We start from the raw sequence: 22,673 nt of genomic DNA, 5'->3' as shown, positions 1-22,673 counted from the left end.
GGCACGCCAGACATTCAGCGCCACAGCCTCTTGCAGGGCGACTGGCACTTTACGCCGCATCCCTCGATTGCTGACACGGCGCCTGCGGCGGCAGCCCAAAGCCAGGAAGCACCGCAAATCATCGACAGCGGCTGCGGACGCACGGGCATAGATCGTCCCTTGCACATCAATCCCGAGCAAATCGCCCATTATGCCGCCGCCCACCGCAGCGGCGAACGCGTTCTGGTACTAGGCACAGGCGAATACATCCACCCTGCCGCCCTTTTTGCGCAGGGGCTTGCCGCCCAAAGCGCGGCGCGATTTTTCTGCAATCCAGCACCCGCTCGCCCGCGCAAGTCTGGAACATCCTGCAACACAAACGCGCCTTTGCCGACCCTTATGACGAGGGCATCCCCTATTACCTCTACAATCTCGCCGCCCCCGATTGCTATGATCGCATCTATATCTGCCATGAGCATGCGGCAAATTCGGCGCTTAGCGCCTGTGCCGCAGAACTGGGCGCGCAACTCATCCGACTGGAATTCCTATGAGCAGCATCATTTTATTTACCGATTTAGACGACACTCTGTTTAACAGCTGCCGCAAGAAATCCCCGACCGCCGACAGCCAAGCCCTCGCCTTTTTGCAAAACGGCAGCCCCATTTCCTACGCCGACCGCAAACAGCAGCAATGGCTGCAACATTGGCTGACACACAGCCGCCTCATACCGGTTACCGCACGCAATTTGGACAGCTTTCGCCGCGTGAATATTGCCTTTAAACATCATGCCGTTATCAATTACGGCGGCATCATTTTGCTGCCCAACGGCAGTATTGACGAAGACTGGTTTCAACGCAGCGAAAATGCTGCCCGCGGCAGCCACAGCCGCTTAAAGACACTTGCCGACAGCCTGCGGCAACTACCCACCACCCTTTATGACGACCTGCATATCCGCCTCATCAGCGATATGGGCATTAGCTTTTACCTGCTTGTCAAATCGCGCAGCCAACATCAAGTGCATCTGGAGCAAGCCGCCGCCTGCCTGCGTAGCCAACTACTGCCCGCAGAACAATTACACCTCAATGCCAATAATCTTGCCGTACTGCCGCCGTGGCTGGACAAATCCCAAGCCGTTGAAGAACTCCTGCGCCGCTTCCGCACGCAAGACCCTGATTTGATGTGCATCGGCATGGGCGACAGCTTAATCGACCTTGCTTCATGCATTGCTGCGATTATCTGATTACACCGCAAGGCAGCCAAATCAGCGCTGCGATAAAGCATTAAAAAGTATGTATTTCTTGTATAGTCGAAGAATTGAAAAAGTATTACGGCGTTGGCTCGCCTTGCCGTACTATCTGTACTGTCTGCGGCTCGCCGCCTTGTACTACTTTTTCACTTCTCCGACTATATTTCATCGTCATGCAGATTTCTCATATTTATTCCCAAACTTGAATTTATTTCAGCACTTCCAACACAATATTTCTCAGCCAGCGATGAGCCATGTCGTGTTCGGTGCGTTCGTGCCATGTCATCATGATGGTAAAACCATCAATGGCGATGGGTGGATTTTGTAGGCGTACATTTGGCAATCTTTGGGCAAGGTGCTTGGGCAATACTGCCACCAAATCTGAATCATTCAACAGCTGTGGCAGTAGCGAGATGTGGTCTACCGACACCATCACTTTGCGTTTTCGCCCCAACTTTTGTAAGGCAATGTCAGTTGCTCCACGAAACTCGCCACCATTATAAGAGAGCATGGCAAAGGGCAATTTGCAAAACTCATCAAGCGTTAAAGTGGTGTTTGCCATGGGGTGCATTTTGCTCATCACACAAACATAATGCTCTTCATATAATCGCATTTGAGGCATGTCATCACTGATGTGATGCTGCCCAACCAGTGCCAAATCAATGGCGTTTTTATCAAACAAAGTCTTGATGTTTTGCCCTTGCACAGGCAATAAGGCAACTTTGACATTCGGAGCAAGCCGTCTTAGCCTTAAAATCAAGGGCAAAGCGATGATTTGTTGCACATAATCCATCGCCCCAATACGTAAGGTCATGGACAAATTGGCAGGTTCTAGTTTGGGCGGGGCAAGCATGCCGCTTATCTCTTCTAAGACACGCCGAGCGACATGCCCAAGCTCAATCGCCCTATCTGTGGGCTGCATGCCGTGCTGAACCCGCACAAATAACGGGTCATTAAAACTCTCTCGCAGGCGATTTAAAATCCCACTCATCGCAGGTTGGGTGATGGACAGTCGCTGTGCTGAACGGCTGACGTTGCACTCATCTAAGAGCACAACAAAGGCTTTTAATAGGTTTAGGTCTAGGGTTCGGATATCGGTCATGGTTATATCTACTTATCACAATAATCAATTTGAAATAATAAAACAAATTCCCCAGAATATCATCATCTTAAACACCGAGAAAACTCATGGCAACATTTCGCAAAATCCTAAACCCCATCAGCCTAAAAAATCTTAAATTAAAAAACCGCATTGTCATGCCCCCAATGTGCCAATATTCTGCCACGGACGGTGTGCCAAATGACTGGCATTTGCTCCATTACACCAGCCGAGCGGTGGGCGGTGTGGGCCTCATTATCGTTGAGATGACCAATGTCGCTGCCAATGGTCGCATTACGGCGAACTGTTTGGGGCTTTGGAATGATGAGCAAGAACAAGCGTTTAAAAAATTGGTGGACAGCGTGCATGCACAAGGGGCGAAAATTGGCATTCAAATCGCCCATGCAGGCCGTAAAGCCCAAGATGAGCCAAATGCCGTTGCCCCGTCTGCCATTCACTATGGTGAGCTTGACTATGCTGGGCAAAATCTCATCACCCCAAGGCAGCTGAGCATTGACGAGATAAAAGCATTGGTACAAGCATTTGCCGACTCTGTCAAAAGAGCGGTGAATGCAGGCTTTGATGCGATTGAGCTTCACGCCGCCCACGGCTATTTGATTCACCAGTTTTGTGCACCCAAATCCAACCAACGAAGCGATGAATACGGACAAGACCACCTATTGTTTGGCGAGCAAGTCATTCACGCTGTTCGTGCCGTCATGCCTGATGAGATGCCCCTAATCGTGCGTATCTCTGCCCAAGAGTATGGCGAAAACGGCTTTGACAGTGATTATGGTGTGGAGATTGCCAAACGCTTCTCAACAGCTGGGGCAGATGTGTTTCATGTCAGCGGCGGCGGCGATGGCGTATTGTGTGAGGGCAAGCACCCTGAGTTTTATGCAGGCTATCAGGTGGCACTGGCTCGCAAAGTCAAACACGCCACAGGCAAACCTGTGATTGCTGTGGGCATGCTAGATGACCCTGCCGTGGCTGACCATGTGCTTGGCGTGGGCGATGCCGACCTTGTGGCGATAGGTCGTGGGCTGCTTCGAGACCCATATTGGGTGCTAAACGCCCAGTATCAGCAAAACCGCTCAGATGGCAAAGAGGTGCAGTTTGTGCCCAGACAATATGAGCGTGGGTTTGTGTAAATTTTTTAGCAATGAACAGTATTTTTGGGCGGTTTGGGCTGTTTAATCATGCTTAAAATCGTGTTTAGATACATTGTCATAATCATTCATTATTTTGGAGCTTACCATGCAATTTTTTAACAAAGATGATGTTTTAAACGCCTTTCATTATCGTGTGTCTACTCGCTCGTATGACGGCAATAAGAAAATTCCTGCCGATGATTTTAACTATATTTTGGAATTGGGTCGCTTATCCCCAAGCTCGGTAGGGTCTGAACCTTGGCAATTTTTGGTGTTACAAAATGCCGATTTACGCCAAAAGTTAAAGCCTTACTGTTGGGGCATTCCGACCATGGAAACATCAAGCCACATTGTTGCCATACTTGCCAAGAAAAATGCCCGTTATGACACGCCTTATTTTGGTGAAATCATGGACAGACGAGGCTTATGGGTAATGACCGTGCCAAAGCATTGGAGGTGTACCAAAAATTCCAAGAACAAGACATCGCCATTTTGGACAGCGAACGCAGTCTGTATGACTGGGCAAGCAAACAAACCTACATCGCACTTGCCAATATGATGACAGGGGCTGCCATGATTGGTGTGGACTCTTGTCCGATTGAGGGTTTTGCTTATAAGGAAGTGAACCAGCTTTTGGCAGATGAGGGTTTGTTTGACCCAAATGAGTGGGCGGTGTCGGTCATGGTAACATTTGGCTATCGTGATAAAGAGATTAAACCCAAAGCACGCAAAACTTTTGAGCAAGTTGTGAAGTTTGTAGAGTAAATACATTCTCTCGTGGTGAGCGAAGATTTTGTGTTAAAAGTATCCGAAAACCTAGACACCCAAGCGGTCGCCCCGCTACTGTGTGCAGGCATTACCACATACTCGCCCCTGCGTCATTGGAAAGTCGGCAAAGGCACCAAAGTGGGCGTGGTCGGACTGGGCGGACTGGGGCATATGGCGGTCAAACTTGCTCATGCTATGGGGGCGGAAGTTACGCTCTTTACCCGTTCGCTTGGCAAATCCGATGACGCTTACCGCTTGGGGGCGAGTCGTGTGGTGCTGTCCACCGATGAGGGTCAGACGTTTGAGGTGGCAAACACCTTTGATGTCATCATTGACACCGTGCCATACACCCACGATTTAAAGCCCTATGTACCGACACTTGCCTTGGACGGTACGCTGGTGCTGGTCGGTTTGGTGGGCGAGCTGGAACAAACCATTAACACCGTGCCGATGATTATGGGTCGCCGTAGCATTGCCGCATCTGTGATTGGCGGTATTGCCGAGACCCAAGAAATGTTGGATTTTTGTGCCGAGCATAATATCGTGCCAGATGTGGAAATGATTGATATGCAAGACATTAACACCGCCTATGAGCGTATGCAAAAAAGCGATGTGAAATATCGTTTTGTGATTGATATGGCGAGTTTGAAGGGGTAATACTGTTTTGTGGGGAGTAGGGAAACACCGTTTTCAGAGTTGGAAACGGTGTTTTTATTTAGAACAATATTATATAATCAAAAATACTGATGATAATCAATAAGTTTAGCTTAAATTTTATTGTCAATTTTTTCTCCAATCGTATTCATATATGCCTGTAAATCAATAGCAGGCACTGTTCCGATTGCTTGTTGCAAATAACGTGTCAATTGCATAAAGAAAGTGATTAATGAATTTTCAGGCTGGCTAAATTCCAATGATTGAAAAGTCCGATTATGATAATAATCACAGATGCGTTTTCTAAAATCTACTTTCTCATTGATATCTTCTTCTCCTATATATTGTACAAAGAAATTACCATAATCCACAATGCAACCCAAATCAATTCCCTCTAAATCGGTTAAAGACTTGATGTGCTTTTCAATAGTATCATTGTTATTATGTGTAAAAGAATTGGTGGTGGTTAAAATTCCACCAATGATTTTTGTCAGTGGACGAGCAGGTAGCTTTTGTCCCGAATTAATCATTGATGTTGATGTGCGATCCAATCTTCTGACACTGGCAATTTTTTGTCCTGCATATTTAATGTAATTAATATCACCAACATTACCCTGAATATCAGGTTTTACTTCAAAAACAGCATACACTCCTTCAGCAGGAATATACTTAAAGCCATTTTGATTAAAAATAAATGGTGTAAACCAATTATCATAAATGACAATATCAATTTGGTCACTGGTATTTCCGTGGTAATCAATTACAATCGCTTTATCTACACTATAACGATTTGGTAAATAACTTTGCAACCATTCAATCCAAGCATTTTCTAAGGCATCGCCTTTTGAGCCTGGATGATGAATAAATTCACGATTGGTACTTAATTGGCTTTGCATTTGCCCTTGCATACCACGAAACAAGGCTAATAAATCAACATTATTCATAAACAGCTAACCTACCTTCATCAAAAAGAAAAAAATTAAAATCTAATAATTTATTACTGGACATGCTTAAAATAAGCAGAATGGGATTATGGAGCTGAACCGTATTGCAAGAAGCAATGCTATCCATTGCTTGTAAATCTGTTAAACTGTACCACGCTGTTGCATTGGGGTGACTGTGCCATTCGCCTATATAATACAATCCAGTTTCTCGGAATATCTTTTCAAAATTATGAACTTTTAAATTTAATTCACGCTTAAACCCAACAGGTGAGCTGTCGTATTTATCAATCAATAAAAAATCTTTGATATACAACTTAGTAAGGTTGTCAGAGTAGTAACCTAAAAGAAATCCACCATTATCATTTGGATAATGATAAATCGCTAAATTCGCCATTAATTCAATTAATGTACATTCAACATAAAGTTGTAGGTTTTTGTATTTTTTCACAATCATTAAAACCTCTCAACCTTTAAATTAAGATTATCATCACATTGAGTGACAAAATGTTGATAATTACTTTCTTGAATCATTAAATTAATTATTTTTAATGATAACTGAACCATAATGGCAATATCATTATAAGAAGCTTTAAAAGTTGGATTCCAACAGCCGATAGGATTGTATAAATCCAAAGTATCATTCTCTTTGTTTAAAATTTTATCAATCTGATGCCTCACAAAACGATAATGATTGGGTGAAATGCCACATACCAATGCTTTTGCGTAATTGGTTATGGATAAATTAAATATGGTGCTAGTCAAATTTAATTTATCTGTAAGATACATTAAAGGCTCTAGACTAGCAGAATCACTCTGTTAGACTAGAAAAATGAGATACAACAGTAAATTAAGCACATATCAGCTCAAAAAAATTATTCGGCACTTTTGTGCCGATATTGAAGCCTCAAAAACCGCTTTGCTGACTGGTTTTAATCGCAATACCATCAATCATTGGTACAACATCTTTCGTCAGGAAATCTATCGCCATCAGAGTGAACTTAAGGAACAACTCTATGGAAGCATAGAAGTCGATGAAAGTTATTTTGGCGCCAAGCGGCAACGAAGCTTTCATAGCAAACTCAAACGCGGCAGAGGAACGTTGAAACAGCCTGTATTCGGTATATTCGAACGTGAGGGCAAGGTTTATACTGAAATCGTTCCTGATTGTAAGAAGCAGACCTTGCAAGACATTATACTGGGTAAAGTCAGCTTGGACAGCGTCATTTATTCTGATAGTTGGCGTGGGTATAGCGGATTGGTTGATGTGGGTTATAGTAAGCATTTGCGGGTTAATCACGGACAAAACGAATTTGCACATGGCAGCATACACATCAACGGTATAGAAAGTTTTTGGAGTTTTACCAAAAGAAGGCTTGCAAAATTTAACGGTGTAAGCAAAAATTTCGAATGGCATTTAAAGGAATGCGAATGGTTGCTTCTGCAATAAATTATACCAATCACCCTGCTAGTCTAGAGCCTACTAAATTATACCCACCCATAACCATTCTCAATTTCCCTTAATATCTAAGACCTTGTATAATATCTCATTTTTCAACCAAACCATTAGGACAGTCGACTCCCTAATGGTTTATTTTATTTGCCAAACCGATGAAACCGACTGTTAAACACCCCATTTTAAAACGCCTGCTCAAATTCACCCTTGCCACGCTGGGCGTGCTTGCCTTGATTGTCGCCATTTTGGGCGTGATGCTCTATCGCAATTTGGGCGGATTGCCCGATGAGAGCCGTTTCGCTCATTTGTCTTATTACAAAAACGGGCAATTTGTGAACCTTTATACCACCGATTTGCCCTATTATCCCGACAAAGCCACAGGGCAAGGCGGTTTTGTGCGGTTTGACGGCTACACGCCAAACGGACGTTTGCCTATGGTGGATTTAAATCAAATCGCTTTCAGCCAGTCTGAAAACTTCGCCTACTATTGGCTCGGTCATGCATCCGCCATTTTGGAGCTGGACGACGTACGCTTTTTGACCGATCCTGTGTTTGACAACGCCAACCCCTTGAATCTACCGCTCATCGCCCCACGTTTTCAAGAAGCCCCAATCACACGCCAAAACCTGCCTGCCATTGACGTTGTGCTGATTACTCACGACCATTATGACCATTTGGAGGCTACAACCATTCGCCATTTGGCGGACAAGGCAGAGCGGTTTGTCGTACCGCTTGGCGTGGGGGCAAGGCTAGGGTCTGTTGACAATCACCTTGAAGCCATAAGTGTTGCAGCGAGATAAATGTTTGCCGCAAAGGAGCTGTCTGTTTTCTCCGAACGCATGGCTATCTTCTTAAACCCCTTTAAATCACAGAAAACATTTTCTACCAAATGACGCCATTTGCACATATGCCGGTCATAAGCACGTTGCAGTTTTCGCTTGCTCGTCGGTGGAATCACCGCTTGGCAAGCTCTTTCGTTCAGTTCCTCTAACAGCCAATCTGCATCAAAGGTTTTGTCTATAGTCGAAGAATTGAAAAAGTATTACGGCGTTGGCTCGCCTTGCCGTACTATCTGTACTGTCTGCGGCTCGCCGCCTTGTACTACTTTTCCACTTCTCCGACTATAGATGCAGTTGTCTATCCATTTCCCCGGGCGCTTAGATAAGGTGATGAGCCTTTGATTGAACTGACACAGATTTCTGAACGCCCTCATAAAGACCATGCCTTGACGGGTCATTTTATTGGGTTTCGTGATTGCCATATCAAGCCTGATTTGGTTTTAATCTATAAAATAGTGGATGATGTTGTAGAGTTGCATTACTTAGATAGCCATAGCGAAATTTTTGGCTAATCCATCATTAGAATTATTCTCTATTAACGCTGATGGTCTTTATCTTTACTAGAAGTCTTAGGCGGTAAGTTTTTCACCTGAAGCACTTTAACATTAACTTGTTGCTGATTAACTGCTTTTTGAATGGCTGCTAAATCTTCTTTACTTGCCCCAATAATTTCGAATTTATCTGTGCCATATCTTCTCTGCGCTAAAACCAATGCTTTGCTAAAAACATCTTCGCTTTTCTCTTTCACTTTGATTGATTGATAGCTATCAACAATCACAACTTTATTGTGTTTGCTTTGGTCGCGATATTCAATTGTGCCATTTCTTTTGATGGTGGTGTTTAAACCAAAGTCAAAAGTACTGAAGAGTTGAGGATATTTCGTTTGACTACGGATTTCAAAAACGATGGTTTCCTCTTCTTGTCTATGATGCGTTTGCCATTTCGGATAAACGCGATTAAGTTCAGTGAGCGCCTGCTCATTATTTTTTTGCGCTTGTTGATAGAGATAGTGCAAATAACGTTCATGCGGTTTAAGGTTGAGCATTTTTCGTTGTTGTTGCCAGTTGTTTTCTAGTTGTTTGAGCGCTTGTTCGCGTTTTTCTTTATTTAATCGCCATAAAACTGAATTTTGTGCGCACGTGTATTTTGTATCGCGCTGATAGCGATAGCGTGCAAAAATCGCTTTGCGCTCGGATTTGTATTGCAAAAAAGCCTGCTTGAAGGGTTTGAGTTGTTGTTCTTGTTTGCAAAAATGGCGCCACATCACCGATGAAGCCACAGCTTGTTTTTGTCCTTTGCCGTGCATTTGTGTTTTAAGCACATGATTTAATATTACCTTTGACTCTGACCAATCTAAATGCATGCGCTGTCTTAAATAATCAGAGGCACTAAAACGGCGATTGTCATCAACAATCCGCTCCTGCGTACCATCAATGCCATCGCGGCAGGATTGCGTAACACGGGTTAAGTTTGTTGCCCATCAGCTGATAAGAAGCCCGCCGCATGACGGATTTTTGTGGAAAAAGAGCGATAAAAGCGCTGCCGAGAACAGAGCAAGTAAGGATAAATAAACATTGTGTAATTATAAACAAAGCATAATATTGCTTATTTATATTAGCTTTATAATTTTGTGCAATGAATCTTGATAATGAATCTTGATTCAGAATCTTAAACTTAAACTGTGATAAAGGATAAATGATGAAAAAATTTATTTCGATTGCCGCTTTAGCCGTTTTGACTGCTCCGGTCTTTGCTCAATATGCTGATCGTTATGATGACGACGCACGCTATTACCAGCAACATCAAGGAGAATATATCTCTCATGACAAAGCGGCGGAAATCGCCATTCAAGCAGCGGGCGGCGGTATAGTGACTGATGTGGATTTTGAATACAGCCAATATCGCGGCGCGCGTTTTGAAGTGGAAGTGCATTATAACGGTATGGAGCATGACATTGTAATTGATGCCAAAACAGGCAAGATTAGACGTCATAGCGTAGAGCGTGACGATTAATTATCACCATTTTAAAAAAGCCGGCTGCAAGCCGGCTTTTTTGCGCTCTCGTTTTGAGTTTAAAACGATGCGGGGCGGAAAGGAAAAATCAGCGGAATAAGCAATAAAGCCGCTGCTGCATAGGTAAAGAGAATTGCCCAACCGAAGCGGAGAAAATCTTTAACGCGGTAATTGCTGGGGGTGTAAATCATCAAATGGGTTTGATAGCCGAAAAGCAATAAAAAGCAGGCGCTTGCGCAAGTTCAAGATTGCGCCTTGCTAAATAAGCATCTAGAAAAACCCCGTCTTTAAGATTAATTGCTTTGCGCTTACCCTCTACGTCAAAAGAAAAATTAATATATTTAGCGCCAAATTTTTTGCTATCTCTAACCTTCACCCCCACACCAAAAGCTCGGATACTTGCCGCTAATTCTTCTACATTGCTAATCTCTGGGTGAGATTGAACAAATTCAAACAAGCGACGCTTGATTTTGTTGATGGGCATATCAGATTGAATTTTATAGCGATTAATTACCTCTTCAGCCCCTGAAGTTAATTGACGGCGATTATCTTTAGGCGACTGCAAATCAAAGCGCTCATTGATGTGTTCTTGAAACGCCGTGAGATACGGATGAATCAGCGTAATCTTACCCAATGGGTTTTCACGTTTTCCAGTTGCAATATTATATTCAGGGATAACCACATGAATATGGGGGAAACGTTGATGCTCAATGCCTTTTTTATCTAATTCATATTTGATTTTAGGCAGATGCGCCTCGCTGTAATAGTAAAACTCATCTTCGGCACAGGCGCTAAAAATAAACTCACGAAACTCACGGTCAATAGCTTGCAAATCTTCTTCCTCTACAAACGCTTCTTTGAAAGACAAAGTGATATGCAAATATTTTTGTGCGCTATCTTGTGGATTAAAACAACCAAGAACCCCTGATAATTGCTGGATTTCCCCACTCAATGGCACACGTTGGTCTAATTCATCGCGTGAAAGCTCACGGTCTGACTTTCTGCCCTTTTCCAGATAGTCAACAATTCCGCCTTTACCGCCTTTCACCCGAATAATCATATTCAGACCGTCTCAAATTTCTGCCAAAACAGATTAAGTTGCAGTTTTATTGAGTCAAGCGTTTGCAAATAGCGCAAGGCTTGCGCCTCATTGAGTTGGTTTTCAACTCTTAGTGTATTGAGCGCTTTAGCGATCTGATTGATATTGTTACTGGATTTACTGAGCAATAGCAGCGCACGTGCTCTGTCTTTTTGTAGCTCTGCTGGAATAGCCATTTTTATCTTGCAAGTCTTTGAAAGTTTTAAAAATCATTTAATACTTATTCTTTCTATACTTATTCTAAGTTTTGAATTAAATTCAATCTCAAATTTTTTCAATAAAAATCCAAATTGTATTGGGCAACTTATTCATCCAAACAAGGCATAATCTTTATAAAAAAATTATTCTACTGACCTATCCCGAATAGTAAAAACTTGCTCAAGTAAAGTCGTTGCAAAACATCCTTTTGGTAAGCGAAACGACAATACCAACGTTTTATCCTCTTCCCACTGCCATGACAACTGTTGCGCTTGCACGACCATCGCCCGCCAATCGCTTTGTGCATAGCGCTGTAGATACGCCACCTCCGCTGCATAATCCTCTAATGCTTTTGCGCGAATATCCGCGCTCGGCGTCGCCTCATCCGTATTTTCCTCTTTCCCCACCAACCATCCAGCGGGCACAATATCGCCCTCATTTAAGCGCCGTTGCAAATCTTCATCTATTTTCTCAATATAAAAATAGCTCTGACTCCCACGCAACATCGCTCTATCACCCACCAACAATGAGCGCACCACCCCCAAACTCTCGCGCATCTCCAACTGTTGATTAAATAACCACGCCCGCAATGTAGATAACACCAGCGACCGCTCCTCACGCTTTTTAGGCAGTTTTCCTGATTTCACCCATTGTTGCGCGCGTGCTAAATTTTCCCGCCCAAACCGCTGTGCTCCAAATTTATTTACAAACCCCTCAAGTACTTGCGACTGCAAAGCCGTTTCAATCTCTGTTTTATCCCCCGCCACCTCACGCAATCTAATCACAAAATCATTAAAACGATGCGTCCCCACGCGCAATTTTTTCTGATGACGCACGCGCTGAATAATCCGCCAGCCTTCGCCTACATCAGGCAACTTATCGCCATAAATTGCTGGCAAACACAGCCATTGTCGCGTTATTGCATGGCGGTCTTTCAACCCACTATGACTAATATCGCGTCGCTGACAACCCACCAACTGCGCCCACTGTCGCGCCACATACAACGTATTGGCATTGATTTTTTCCACCCAACACCAAAGATGCTCCCCCGCCCCTGATAACTCAAAGCCTAAAACCTCTTCTACTATAAAATCCTGCGCCTTAGTTTTTAAATCCGCCTGAGCCTTAACCCCCATTCTCATCCTCCTGCATGCATAACTGATTAAACGCCCGCCATTCATCTTGCAAAAACAACCGCAAAGACAACGCTCTACCCGCCACCTGCTCACCTAACAAATCCAACATTATCAAATAGCGCTCTCGTCCATGCGATAATTCCTGAGCTTTCTCTGCTAATTTCGCCCTCTGCACCTTTGACAACCCCTTTTGCCCATAGCGCACCGCCTTCGCGCCCTGATAATGCACCCAAGATTGCGCAATAGCCGCCGTTTTTTGCTCCAACATCGCGCGTGTTAGCATAAAACCGTCCCCACTACGCAACAACCCCAACTGCCGAGCCGTATGCACATCGCTCACACTTCCCATCATCGCCATTCTTGCCAACACCCCATGAATTTGTGCCAAACGCGTTGCCTCATCCACCGCAGGCAAGCGCCTAAGCCACTCAAACCACACCCCACCAAAAGAAATCAATCCCTGCCCAATGGTTGATAACTGCCAACTCACCTCCGTATCACACAACACACAATCTGCTTGCATCATCACGGCAAACCCCGCGTCATATACCTTCCCTGATAAAGACACCAACACAGGCGAGGGCAACATCCGAAGCGCCAATAACACCGCCTCCAGCGCATCCTGCTCCGCCTGCCATAGCCCATCTTTTTGCTGGCAAAACTCCCGCCAATTTCTAGCCACCCCAAACGATTGCCCATGATGATAAATCAAAAGTGCCGCGCGCTTACGCTTGGCATACTCACACGCCTGCAACAACTCCGCCAATAATTGCACATCAAACACCGCCACCGACGCAAGCGGTTGCCAAATCACAATCGATTGCTGATACAACCAACACCGACTACCCACCGCCTCCTTAAAAAGCAGCTGCGAATCTGCAAACCACAATGACGCCTCTGCCTTACGCTCTTGCTCCGTTTGTCGTCGCGCTTTACGCCAAAAATCCCCCACCGCATACTCAACAACCCCCTTTTTTGCATCCTCCTTTGTCGTTTCGATCACCACCTTAGGAGAGAAAGCCAAAAACCAAGCATAAAAGTTATACGGCCAATTAATCCCATAGCGCAAAGCCCTATCTAAATCCGCTCCAGCCAAACCAGTCTCTTGAGCCACCCAAGCCATGTATTGCCACACATCTCGCCAGAAAGCATATAAAAACCTTGCCGCATGTGAATTCAAACGCCCAAGCGCCAACCAATCACACCGATCAATCGCGCCTTGTAACTGCACATCAAACGCCATCCCAGAAGCCCCCACCTTCGCCACCCTACCCTCAGACAAACACGCCAAAAATGCCTGCAACATCTCACATTGCTCAAGCAACACCCCAAAACGCTCCCTATCCGCCATCGCCACCCGCGCAAAAATCTCCCGCACCCGCATCGCCCCTAAAAACCGCACCCGCGACACAATGCCCTTATTTTCAGCAAACTCTGGAAACATCGTCAAATATTCCAACTGCTCCAACGACAACCCCAGCCGCTGCGCATGATAAAAACTTGCCATAATCAAAAACACCAACAAACGATTGCCCACATAATTTGGGCTATCCGCCACCTGCAACACCTCACGCCCCAACACCTGCGTAAAAAATCCACGCACCACATCTAAAACACGCGCCTCCGTTCGCACCCCCGCATACAACTCCATCAAACGCATAAAACGCGACGGACGATAAAAATGCGCACCACAAAAACGCGGACGCAACCCAGCAGGAAGCGCCCGCGCAAACTCCTCCAAAGGCAAGCCATCGGCAAGAGTCATCAACACCACTTCTTTAGACAAAGCAGGCGCCAAACGCGTCAACATCCCCCGACGCATCGCAAAATCCCCCTCATGGCATTCAATGATTAAATCATGGTCTTTCAACAACGCCCAATCATCACCATAGTTGCGCGCATCAATTAAAGACACTGCCTCCTGCCCAGCAAACGGCAACGGCTTCTGCCACATCAGCTCCTCAATTACCCCACGCGCTAAGGCATTCGCATCGCCTGCCGACGGGCGGTCATACAACCGCACCCGAATCCCAGCACTGGCAAACAACGCCGCCACCTGCCCGCCCAAATAACTCGCACCAAATACCGCTGGACGCAAAAACCGAAACGACGACAAATCCGACCCCACCCCCTCTCTCATCAAAAACCGCTAAATCAGCGCCTTTATCTGCGCAACTACCTCAGAAAGCGCCACTAGTTGCGCCTCCTCCTCACGGCGTAATTTAAACTCCACCGCGCCCTGTGCCAACGTTTTATCAGAAATCACCACCCGCATCGGCACGCCAATCAAATCCATATCCGCAAACATCACCCCAGCACGCTTACCTCTATCATCTAACGCCACCTCAACCCCACAATCTAGCAATTGCGCATATAATTTCTCAGCAGCCTCAGCCACCTCCGCCGATTTATGCGCATTAAGCGGTAAAATCGCCACAGAAAAAGGCGCTATCGCCTGTGGAAAAATAATGCCACGCGCATCATGATTTTGCTCAATTGCCGCCGCCACAATTCGCGATACCCCAATGCCATAACATCCCATCAAAGGCGTTGTACTCCCGCCATCTTCCAGTGGCACCTTCAGCCCCATCGATTGAGAATATTTCACCCCCAACTGGAAAATATGCCCCACCTCAATCCCGCGCTTAATCAATAACGGACTGCGCGTCTGTGGCGACAAATCCCCTTCTATCACATTACGAATATCCGCCACCATCGCCTCAGGCACATCACGCGCCATATTCAAATGCTTATAGTGAAACCCATCCTCATTAGCACCTGCAACAAAATCCGCCAACCGCGCCGCCTCATAATCCACAACCAAAGGCAACCCCAACTCAAACGGACCCAACGAGCCAAAACCAGCCCCCACCACCGCGCGCACCTCCGCCTCATCAGCAAACACCAGCGGACTTGCCACTACATCCAAATGCTCAGCCTTCACCTCATTAAGAGAATCCCCACCACGCAAAACCAGCGCCACCAACTGCCCCTCCTGAGCTCCTTTAACCAGCAAAGTTTTCACACTTTGCATCGCATCTACATCATATTGCGCGCACAACTGCTCAATTGAACCACACTCTGGCGTTGCAAATTTCACCTTCTCCACCCCCGCATCAGCGCACTCAACAGGCGCGATATACGCCTGCGCCTTCTCCATATTGGCTGCATAACTGCCATCTTGAGAAAAAACAATATCATCCTCTCCAGTTTGAGCTAACACATGAAACTCATGCGAACCCGTCCCCCCAATTGAGCCGTTATCTGCCAATACCGCGCGATAATCCAAACCAATACGCTCAAAAATACGACAATATGCCTGATACATCGCCTCATAAGTTTGTTGCAAACACGCCTCATCTAAGTGAAACGAATAGCCATCTTTCATCAAAAACTCTCGCCCACGCATCACCCCAAACCGCGGACGAATTTCATCTCTAAATTTTGTTTGAATCTGATAGACATTCAAAGGCAATTGCTTATAACTTGTTAAATCACGACGCATTAAATCCGTAACCACCTCTTCATGCGTTGGCCCCAAACAATATTCCCGCTCATGGCGGTCTAAAAACCGCAACAACTCAGGCCATAATCCTGCCACCGCTTGGATTCTCGCCACAACTCGTTAGGTTGCACCATCGGCATAAACACCTCCAGCGCCCCCGCACGGTTCATCTCCTCACGCACAATCGCCTCAACTTTTTCAACACTCTAAGCCCTAAAGGCAACCACGAATACACCCCCACTGCCGTCTGACGAATCATCCCCGCGCGCAACATTAATTGATGACTAACCACCTCCGCTTCCGCTGGCGTTTCTTTTTGAGTACTCAACCAAAATGACGACAAACGCATCGCTATCCCCTAAAAATTAAAACAATGAAAAAAGATTTAAAACAACCCAATAAATAAGAGAGGCAGTGCCAAAAGCACCGCCAAACAATTTAATCTCTAACAATAAACAGACCTACGAACAAAACCTTAATGACACAATTCGCGAATATCATTCTCTGCTTGTTCTCTACGCGCATTGACTGTTTGTTGGTCCAAAGGAATCAAATTCCCTTCCTTATCTTCCTCATAAATCACCTCATTTTGACGAATCGTGGTCAACTGCTCTTGCGCCTCTTCACAGCGTTGTTCGCGTGTAATAATTTGCTCTTGCTCTTTAGCCCTAGCAGCACTGGGCATTTCAAAAGTTCTATTGCTTTTAACATTCTCTTCATGTGCAAAAGAATTCATTTCATTAGAATCATGAGGCATTGGGCGCACTGCTTTGGCAGTGGTAAGCGACAAATCAGGCTCTACTGATTGTTTTGAATCAAACACCACCATGCCATATTTATTTAAAATAATATAATTACCCACCCCTCTAGGCATGGTTTTGCTGTAGTGTGCAATTCCTTTTTCCTGCCATTTGTAAAACACATCATGTTGTAATTCCAAAGGCTCATTCGCCTGTTGCGCCCATACCGCTGACAAGCAAAATCCTGCCATAAGCCCTACTAATTTATTAAATTTAACATTAACCATAACAGCGTCCTTTCATAAATTGAGCGCTCATTTTACATTAAAATTGCCTTACGTTAGAGAATTAAGAACTGCTATACTCAAATTTTTTAAATCCTAGAGGAGACCCCCCGATGAAACAACCCGTTCGCGTTAGTATTACAGGTGCTGCAGGCAATATTGGCTATGCTATGGCTTTTCGCATTGCCTCTGGTGAAATGCTTGGCAAAGACCAACCTATCATTCTCCAACTCCTTGAAATTCCTAATGCGCTAGAGGCTTTAAAAGGCGTGGTTATGGAATTAAAAGATTGTGCCTTTCCACTGCTTGCCGACATTATCGCCACCGACAAAGCCAGTATCGCTTTTAAAGATTGTGATTATGCGCTACTGGTAGGTGCGCGCCCTCGTAGCGCAGGCATGGAACGCAAAGACCTTCTCGAAGCCAATGGCGCAATTTTCAAACCACAAGGTCAAGCACTAAACGAGCATGCCAATCGCAACGTTAAAGTGCTTGTTGTCGGCAATCCCGCAAACACTAATGCGCTTATTACTAAAACCTTTGCACCCGACCTCAACCCTAAAAACTTCACCGCCATGACCCGACTTGACCACAATCGCGCACTAAGTTTATTGGCGGATAAACTCAACGTACACACTACCGACCTAAGCAATCTCACCATTTGGGGCAATCATTCTGCAACTCAATATCCTGATCTAGCGCACGCCATGATTAACGGACAGCCCGTACAAGAGAAAATCAACCAGCAATGGTATGAGAAAACCTTTATTCCAGAGGTTCAACAACGCGGTGCGGCCATCATTAAAGCACGCGGTGCATCTTCTGCTGCCTCTGCTGCCTCTGCTGCCATTGACCACATGCGCACTTGGGCTTTAGGCACTCCTGAAAACGACTGGGTTAGTATGGCGGTTCCTTCTGATGGCTCCTATGGCATTGAAAAAGGATTAATTTATTCTTTCCCTTGTCGTTGTAAAAATGGCGATTATGAAATCGTGCAAGGGCTTGAGCTTAGTGAATTCAGCCAAGAAAAAATGCGCGCCACTGAGCAAGAATTGCGCGAAGAGCGCGATGCGATTACCCACCTACTCAACGCTTAATCTTTTAAAAGCGCGTAGCATCCACTGCGCGCTTTAAGCTAAAAATCGTTCAAACTCTCAAAAAAAGAACAACATCATGCAACTTTATCTAAGCCCCACCTCTCCTTTTTCTCGCCTTACTCTTATCACCGCCATAATAGCCAACCACACCCAACTCAAACTCAATTTCGTCAACCCATGGGATAACCCTGAATCCCTCACCACTCATAATCCTTTTTCCCAAATCCCCACTCTTATCAGTGATGACAATCATACCTTGTACCAAACCTCCCTTATCTGCCAATTTCTCCACCCAGATGCTTTTGTCAATAACGCCAACAATCAAGCCAATCTCAATCTTTTTGCCTACGCCTACAGCTTGATTGAGCAAATTGTCAAAGCCTTTTCTCTTAAGCATTTTGCCCCTAAAACCCAACCTGAACATCCTTTTATTGAGCGTGCTCAGCAAAGCATCATCCGCGCCCTTCACAGCGCCCCAGAGCTCCAAGCCAACAGCAACGACTACGCACAAATCATATTAGCCTGCGCTTTTGACTATTTAAGCCTTAGACAACCTACGCTCACAGCGCATCTAAGCGCCAGCAACCAGCAAGCCTTGCATGCCATACAACAACGTGCCATTTTAAGCCTTACCCATAATCAAAGCCTCCAAAACCGCCCACAAACCCCGTCTGAACTCGGCTTTAACGAAGCCAAAGACTGGCAGGTCTAACCATCCTCTCTACTGCCAAAACTTTGCGCTGACAATCACCGCACATTCACCCCCAAGCCTTGACAACAAGTTGGGGGTGATTTCATTGATAAGAAAACCAAGGCGCAATCCATCAAATCATGAATTCACCCCAATTTTTTCTCTACGCAAAGGGTTCAAACAACAGAAAATAAACTATTTTTACAGTCAAAATCCCCACAAAAGGTTAGCAGATTGTTTCAGCGAACTTTATTCTCTTGAGAGGCTCGATATTAAAATGGCGTATGGTGAACAATAAAAGCATCAGAACCACGCCACCTTTTATCGCGATACTTTACGCTTTATCCTACGCTGAAAATTATGCAAAATCGCCCCCACCTGCAACACCACCGCCCAGCCACACAACCACGCACCAAAGCGCCAATCCCCCCAAATCCATACCACACCCCCATAAAATAAATACAGCGGCGCTAATAACGCCAGCGCCACAAAAGTTTTTGCACGCACAACAAGCATCTGCGCGACAAAATACAACAAAGGCAACACCAACAACACCCCACCTGCAAACAACCGCCTACCATCATGTTGATGAGTCCACCACAGCCCAAGTGCATAACTGACCAACAACACCAATAAAGCCAGCCAAACCAATCCCAATCCAATTTTTTGTCGCCTCATCAGGATTATTCCACTGTCTTTGGTTTAGCGTCACCATGGGGTTGACTGATTCCGCCTAATCCCTTTTTAAACAAACGTCCCAAATCATCCATCAAAGTATAGACCGTCGGAATAACGACCAAACTCAACAGCGTAGAGGTCATCAATCCGCCAAACACAGCAACCCCCATAGGGCGCCTAAAAGACGGATCTGCCTCACCCCAGCCTAGAATTAACGGCAACATCCCTGCCCCCATTGCAATTGTTGTCATAATAATGGGGCGGGCGCGTTTAGAGCAGGCATCAAGAATTGCCTCCAAGCGCGACAATCCGTCTTTCTCTTGCGCCAAAATGGCGTAATCAACCAGCAAAATCGAATTTTTAGTCGCAATCCCCATCAACATAATAAAACCAATCATCGAAGGCATTGACAACGCGCTTTGACTTAACAACAACCCCACAAACGCCCCACCAATAGACAATGGCAATGCCATCAGAATCGTTAGCGGTTGCAAAACTTTTTTAAACAACAACACCAACACCCCATAAATGCACAACACCCCAACAAACATTGCCATAATAAAACCAGAAAACAGCTCACGCAGATTTTCAGCCTGTCCCTGCTCAGAGAGTTGCACGCGCTTATTAGATGCCCCACCATTGGCGGTATTTTGTAGCGCTTTTAAAGTCGGCAATTCGCGCGCATGAGCGATTAATTCCCCCAAACTCCCCTCTCTTGGCTCTGCGGTAATGGTTACCGTGCGTTTGCGGTCATAGCGATTTAACCCTGAAGGCCCTGAATCAAAACTCAACGCCACCACATCCCCCAAGCGCACCGCCCCTTTTGCACCCACCACCTGCAAATCTAGCAATGTTGACAAATCACCACGCGCTTTTTCAGGCAACGTTACCACTATTGGAATTTGACGCTGATTTAAATTTAACTTTGACAACATCGATGGATAATCCCCCGACGTCGCCACCCTAAGCGTGCGCGCAATCTCCGCTGTTGTAATCCCTCTATCCGCCATCTTCAAATAATCAGGTAGATTTTAAGCTCCTCACGCACCAAACCTTCATCACTGCGCACATTCGACGCATTGGGTAAAGTGCGCAATTCATCAATCAGTTGCCGTGTTGTTTGTTTTAACGCCTGTGGATAATTACTGGTTAGCGCAATTTTATAATTCTGCTCTCCCCCGTTACTCAATCCCACGCTAAAGCGCGCCCCGGGCACATTCTCCAGCGCCTTTGTAATTTGGCGCTCAATAATAGTTTTCAAAGCTCGCGTGCCACGCTCTGCCAACACCAAATTTAGCGTTGCCTTTCGCACCTCACCACTACCGCCTGAATCTTTTTCCAAATCCGCATGCGCCCCACCAATAGAAGTATAAACATGCTCAATCCCATCAATCTCAGCAATCGCCGCGCGCGCCCATTCGCTCACCTGTTGCGTATCTTCAAGCGTTGATTCAGGGGGCAATTCAATTTGCACTCTAGATTGTGAAAAATCATCTGCGGGAATAAACGCCGTTGATAAATACCGCCCCAAACTCAACGACCCTATAAACAGCGCCAAAGTTACCCCTAACGTCAGCCACCGCCAACGAATCGTCCAGCGCACCAATTTTAAATATCCACGCATCAAACGCCCTTTTTCAGGCTCCACCGACCTATCAGGTTTTAATAAATAAGCCGACATCATCGGCGTTAGCAACCTTGCCACCAACAGCGAGGCAAAAATTGCAATAGAAGCCGTCCAACCAAATTGTTTAAAAAACTGCCCAATCACCCCACTCATAAACGCCGTTGGCAAAAAAACTGCAATCAGCGTAAACGTCGTTGCAACAACCGCCAAACCAATTTCATCTGCCGCCTCCATCGCCGCCTGATAAGGCGTTTTGCCCAAGCGTAAATGACGCATAATATTTTCAATCTCAACAATTGCATCATCAACCAACACCCCAATCACCAGCGACAACGCCAATAATGAAATCGCATTAATACTAAAACCCAACCAATAAATGCCAATAAATGCAGGAATAATCGACAAAGGCAATGCCGTTGCCGCCACAAAAGTCGCACGCACATTGCGCAAAAACGCAAACACCACTACCACCGCCAAAATCCCCCCTTCAATGAGCATTTGAATAGAAGCGTGATAATCTTGTTTTACAGGCGTTGCCAAATCAAACACCTTCTCAAACTGTAATTGTGGATTTTGTGCCGCCAACCTATCCAGTAGCGCATCCACCCGTTCCATAACCGCCACCTCACTCGCCCCGCGACTACGCGTAATCTCAAATCCCACCACCTCACGCCCATCCAGTAGCGCACGGTTGAAGGCTCTGCCTGCGTATCCTTAATACGCGCGATATCGCCCAAGCGCACCGTCTGCCCATTACCCACCTGCAAACGCAAATCCGCCAGCGCCGCCGCATTATCTAAAGCTGCCATCGTTCGAATAGGCTGCCTACCCGCGCCCACACGCGCTACCCCACTCGATAAATCCTGTTGCAAAGCATCAATTTGTTGAGAAATCTCTACAATACTCACCCCATAACCTTCTAGCGCCACAGGGTCAGGCTCTACACGAATCTCACGCGACACCCCACCCACACGACTCAACGCCCCCACCCCCTCAATACTGGATAATTGCTTAAACAGCGTATTATCCACATACCAAGACAACGCCAATGCATCCATATTCTCATCGGCAATCGTATAAGTTACAATGGGCAAACCAGACGTCGAAGCCTTGCTCACAATTGGCTCATTCGCCTCCACAGGCAACGACCCACGAATCTCATCAACCGCCGAACGCACCTCATCAAGCGCCTCCTGTAATGATTTTTCCAACTCAAACTCAATCATCACCGTCGCCACACCCGTTTGCACAATCGAACGGATATGCTTCACCCCAGCAATGGACGCCACCTTATCCTCAACCGTTTTTGCCACATCATTTTCCAACTGTTCAGGCGAAACCCCAGCTTGCGTTATCGTCACCACAATCATAGGAAAATCAATATCAGGAAACTGTTGCACCTTCATCTGCTGAAAACTAAAAATCCCCCAACAGTCAACAACACAAACAACATCACCGCAAACAAAGGATTA

At 45.7% G+C, this 22,673-nt stretch carries 22 protein-coding genes and 6 pseudogenes; 11 read left to right on the top strand and 17 right to left on the bottom strand.

All coding sequences use genetic code 11. The features are described from left to right. The first annotated feature begins 131 nt into the window (after positions 1-131). Both A5N84_RS13335 and A5N84_RS03880 read left to right on the top strand, forming a co-directional pair. Entirely contained in the window at positions 132-530 is a 399-nt protein-coding gene (locus A5N84_RS13335) for a TRSP domain-containing protein (RefSeq protein WP_408633836.1), read from the top strand. Continuing rightward, entirely contained in the window at positions 527-1,219 is a 693-nt protein-coding gene (locus tag A5N84_RS03880) for an HAD family hydrolase (protein WP_072281342.1), read from the top strand. Before A5N84_RS13335 ends, A5N84_RS03880 begins: the two co-directional genes overlap by 4 nt. Positions 1,220-1,278: 59 nt before the next feature. Here the strand turns inward: A5N84_RS03880 and A5N84_RS13620 are convergent. After that, positions 1,279-1,394 (bottom strand): annotated as a pseudogene (locus tag A5N84_RS13620) (IS30 family transposase); the annotation flags it as partial. A gap of 39 nt (positions 1,395-1,433) precedes the next feature. Further along, the gene (locus A5N84_RS03875) at positions 1,434-2,327 is read right to left on the bottom strand and encodes a LysR family transcriptional regulator (protein WP_072281341.1); all 894 of its coding nucleotides are present in this window, start codon (positions 2,325-2,327) and stop codon (positions 1,434-1,436) included. An 86-nt stretch (positions 2,328-2,413) separates the two neighbouring features. Here A5N84_RS03875 and A5N84_RS03870 point away from each other — a divergent pair, with 86 nt between their 5' ends. From A5N84_RS03870 to A5N84_RS03860, 3 genes and pseudogenes are all read left to right on the top strand, one after another. Further along, positions 2,414-3,475, top strand: coding sequence for an NADH:flavin oxidoreductase/NADH oxidase (locus A5N84_RS03870; RefSeq protein WP_072281340.1), 1,062 nt, complete (start codon positions 2,414-2,416; stop codon positions 3,473-3,475). A 106-nt stretch (positions 3,476-3,581) separates the two neighbouring features. Next, a pseudogene (locus tag A5N84_RS03865) lies at positions 3,582-4,240 on the top strand (NAD(P)H-dependent oxidoreductase). 6 nt (positions 4,241-4,246) lie between these two features. Further along, a pseudogene (locus A5N84_RS03860) lies at positions 4,247-4,900 on the top strand (zinc-binding dehydrogenase); the annotation flags it as partial. A 110-nt stretch (positions 4,901-5,010) separates the two neighbouring features. Here A5N84_RS03860 and A5N84_RS03855 read toward each other — a convergent pair. Genes A5N84_RS03855 through A5N84_RS03845 form a run of 3 tightly spaced genes read right to left on the bottom strand, consistent with a single transcriptional unit; the run spans position 5,011 to position 6,627 of the window. Then, a complete protein-coding gene (locus A5N84_RS03855; protein WP_072281338.1) occupies positions 5,011-5,841 on the bottom strand; it encodes a DUF6602 domain-containing protein in 831 nt (276 codons plus the stop codon). Further along, complete coding sequence (locus A5N84_RS03850; RefSeq protein WP_072281337.1) at positions 5,834-6,295, bottom strand: Mov34/MPN/PAD-1 family protein; 462 nt, start codon at positions 6,293-6,295, stop codon at positions 5,834-5,836. Before A5N84_RS03850 ends, A5N84_RS03855 begins: the two co-directional genes overlap by 8 nt. Beyond that, positions 6,295-6,627: a hypothetical protein gene (locus A5N84_RS03845; protein WP_198923769.1), complete on the bottom strand. Its 333-nt coding sequence runs from the start codon at positions 6,625-6,627 to the stop codon at positions 6,295-6,297. The genes A5N84_RS03850 and A5N84_RS03845 overlap by 1 nt, the downstream gene beginning before the upstream one ends. Positions 6,628-6,670: 43 nt before the next feature. Here A5N84_RS03845 and A5N84_RS03840 point away from each other — a divergent pair, with 43 nt between their 5' ends. Both A5N84_RS03840 and A5N84_RS03835 read left to right on the top strand, forming a co-directional pair. Further along, positions 6,671-7,288 (top strand): IS1595 family transposase, encoded by a 618-nt coding sequence (locus A5N84_RS03840; protein WP_072281336.1) that lies wholly within the window; start codon positions 6,671-6,673, stop codon positions 7,286-7,288. Between the two features lie 161 nt (positions 7,289-7,449). Beyond that, positions 7,450-8,094: an MBL fold metallo-hydrolase gene (locus tag A5N84_RS03835; protein ID WP_072281335.1), complete on the top strand. Its 645-nt coding sequence runs from the start codon at positions 7,450-7,452 to the stop codon at positions 8,092-8,094. Here A5N84_RS03835 and A5N84_RS13330 read toward each other — a convergent pair. Next, positions 8,061-8,252 (bottom strand): hypothetical protein, encoded by a 192-nt coding sequence (locus tag A5N84_RS13330; RefSeq protein ID WP_408633832.1) that lies wholly within the window; start codon positions 8,250-8,252, stop codon positions 8,061-8,063. The two genes, A5N84_RS03835 and A5N84_RS13330, sit on opposite strands and share 34 nt — an antisense overlap. 210 nt (positions 8,253-8,462) lie before the next feature. Between A5N84_RS13330 and A5N84_RS03825 the strand changes: the two are divergent. Next, positions 8,463-8,645 (top strand): annotated as a pseudogene (locus A5N84_RS03825) (type II toxin-antitoxin system YafQ family toxin); the annotation flags it as partial. Between the two features lie 23 nt (positions 8,646-8,668). On the opposite strand, the gene A5N84_RS03820 reads toward A5N84_RS03825, so the two are convergent. After that, on the bottom strand, positions 8,669-9,496 hold the full coding sequence (locus A5N84_RS03820) for a hypothetical protein (protein WP_072281334.1): 828 nt from the start codon (positions 9,494-9,496) through the stop codon (positions 8,669-8,671). Positions 9,497-9,831: 335 nt separating this feature from the next. Here A5N84_RS03820 and A5N84_RS03815 point away from each other — a divergent pair, with 335 nt between their 5' ends. After that, positions 9,832-10,146 (top strand): PepSY domain-containing protein, encoded by a 315-nt coding sequence (locus tag A5N84_RS03815; RefSeq protein WP_072281333.1) that lies wholly within the window; start codon positions 9,832-9,834, stop codon positions 10,144-10,146. 190 nt (positions 10,147-10,336) lie between these two features. Here the strand turns inward: A5N84_RS03815 and A5N84_RS03810 are convergent, their stop codons facing one another. The 6 genes and pseudogenes from A5N84_RS03810 to A5N84_RS03785 form a co-directional block, all read right to left on the bottom strand. Further along, positions 10,337-11,206 carry a hypothetical protein gene (locus A5N84_RS03810; protein ID WP_072281332.1) on the bottom strand — a complete coding sequence of 290 codons (870 nt, stop codon included), beginning with the start codon at positions 11,204-11,206 and terminating at the stop codon, positions 10,337-10,339. A gap of 2 nt (positions 11,207-11,208) precedes the next feature. Next, entirely contained in the window at positions 11,209-11,421 is a 213-nt protein-coding gene (gene mobC, locus A5N84_RS03805; protein WP_072281331.1) for a plasmid mobilization relaxosome protein MobC, read from the bottom strand. A gap of 165 nt (positions 11,422-11,586) precedes the next feature. Further along, entirely contained in the window at positions 11,587-12,579 is a 993-nt protein-coding gene (gene truD, locus A5N84_RS03800; RefSeq protein WP_072281330.1) for a tRNA pseudouridine(13) synthase TruD, read from the bottom strand. Then, positions 12,569-14,719, bottom strand: a complete 2,151-nt coding sequence (locus A5N84_RS03795) for a 3-hydroxyacyl-CoA dehydrogenase NAD-binding domain-containing protein (RefSeq protein WP_072281329.1) — start codon at positions 14,717-14,719, stop codon at positions 12,569-12,571. The genes truD and A5N84_RS03795 overlap by 11 nt, the downstream gene beginning before the upstream one ends. Before the next feature lie 9 nt (positions 14,720-14,728). Continuing rightward, a pseudogene (locus tag A5N84_RS03790) lies at positions 14,729-16,433 on the bottom strand (proline--tRNA ligase). Between the two features lie 126 nt (positions 16,434-16,559). Further along, positions 16,560-17,111 carry a hypothetical protein gene (locus A5N84_RS03785; protein ID WP_072281328.1) on the bottom strand — a complete coding sequence of 184 codons (552 nt, stop codon included), beginning with the start codon at positions 17,109-17,111 and terminating at the stop codon, positions 16,560-16,562. A gap of 110 nt (positions 17,112-17,221) precedes the next feature. On the opposite strand from A5N84_RS03785, the gene A5N84_RS03780 reads away from it, so the two are divergent. Together A5N84_RS03780 and A5N84_RS03775 are read left to right on the top strand one after the other, a co-directional pair. Next, positions 17,222-18,205, top strand: a complete 984-nt coding sequence (locus tag A5N84_RS03780) for a malate dehydrogenase (RefSeq protein WP_072281327.1) — start codon at positions 17,222-17,224, stop codon at positions 18,203-18,205. Positions 18,206-18,281: 76 nt separating this feature from the next. After that, a complete protein-coding gene (locus A5N84_RS03775) occupies positions 18,282-18,917 on the top strand; it encodes a glutathione S-transferase N-terminal domain-containing protein (RefSeq protein WP_072281326.1) in 636 nt (211 codons plus the stop codon). Between the two features lie 300 nt (positions 18,918-19,217). Here A5N84_RS03775 and A5N84_RS03770 read toward each other — a convergent pair whose 3' ends face one another. From A5N84_RS03770 to A5N84_RS12530, 4 genes and pseudogenes are all read right to left on the bottom strand, one after another. Beyond that, positions 19,218-19,574: a hypothetical protein gene (locus tag A5N84_RS03770; RefSeq protein ID WP_072281325.1), complete on the bottom strand. Its 357-nt coding sequence runs from the start codon at positions 19,572-19,574 to the stop codon at positions 19,218-19,220. Between the two features lie 5 nt (positions 19,575-19,579). Beyond that, the gene (locus A5N84_RS12540; protein ID WP_198923768.1) at positions 19,580-20,584 is read right to left on the bottom strand and encodes an efflux RND transporter permease subunit; all 1,005 of its coding nucleotides are present in this window, start codon (positions 20,582-20,584) and stop codon (positions 19,580-19,582) included. A 2-nt stretch (positions 20,585-20,586) separates the two neighbouring features. Beyond that, the gene (locus A5N84_RS12535) at positions 20,587-21,864 is read right to left on the bottom strand and encodes an efflux RND transporter permease subunit (RefSeq protein ID WP_198923767.1); all 1,278 of its coding nucleotides are present in this window, start codon (positions 21,862-21,864) and stop codon (positions 20,587-20,589) included. A gap of 92 nt (positions 21,865-21,956) precedes the next feature. Beyond that, positions 21,957-22,607: pseudogene (locus A5N84_RS12530) on the bottom strand (efflux RND transporter permease subunit); the annotation flags it as partial. Between the last annotated feature and the right edge of the window lie 66 nt (positions 22,608-22,673).

Origin of the sequence: Rappaport israeli, from assembly GCF_001888055.1 — a bacterium.
Lineage (GTDB): Bacteria > Pseudomonadota > Gammaproteobacteria > Cardiobacteriales > Cardiobacteriaceae > Rappaport > Rappaport israeli.
This window is presented reverse-complemented; position numbering and strand designations above follow the sequence as displayed.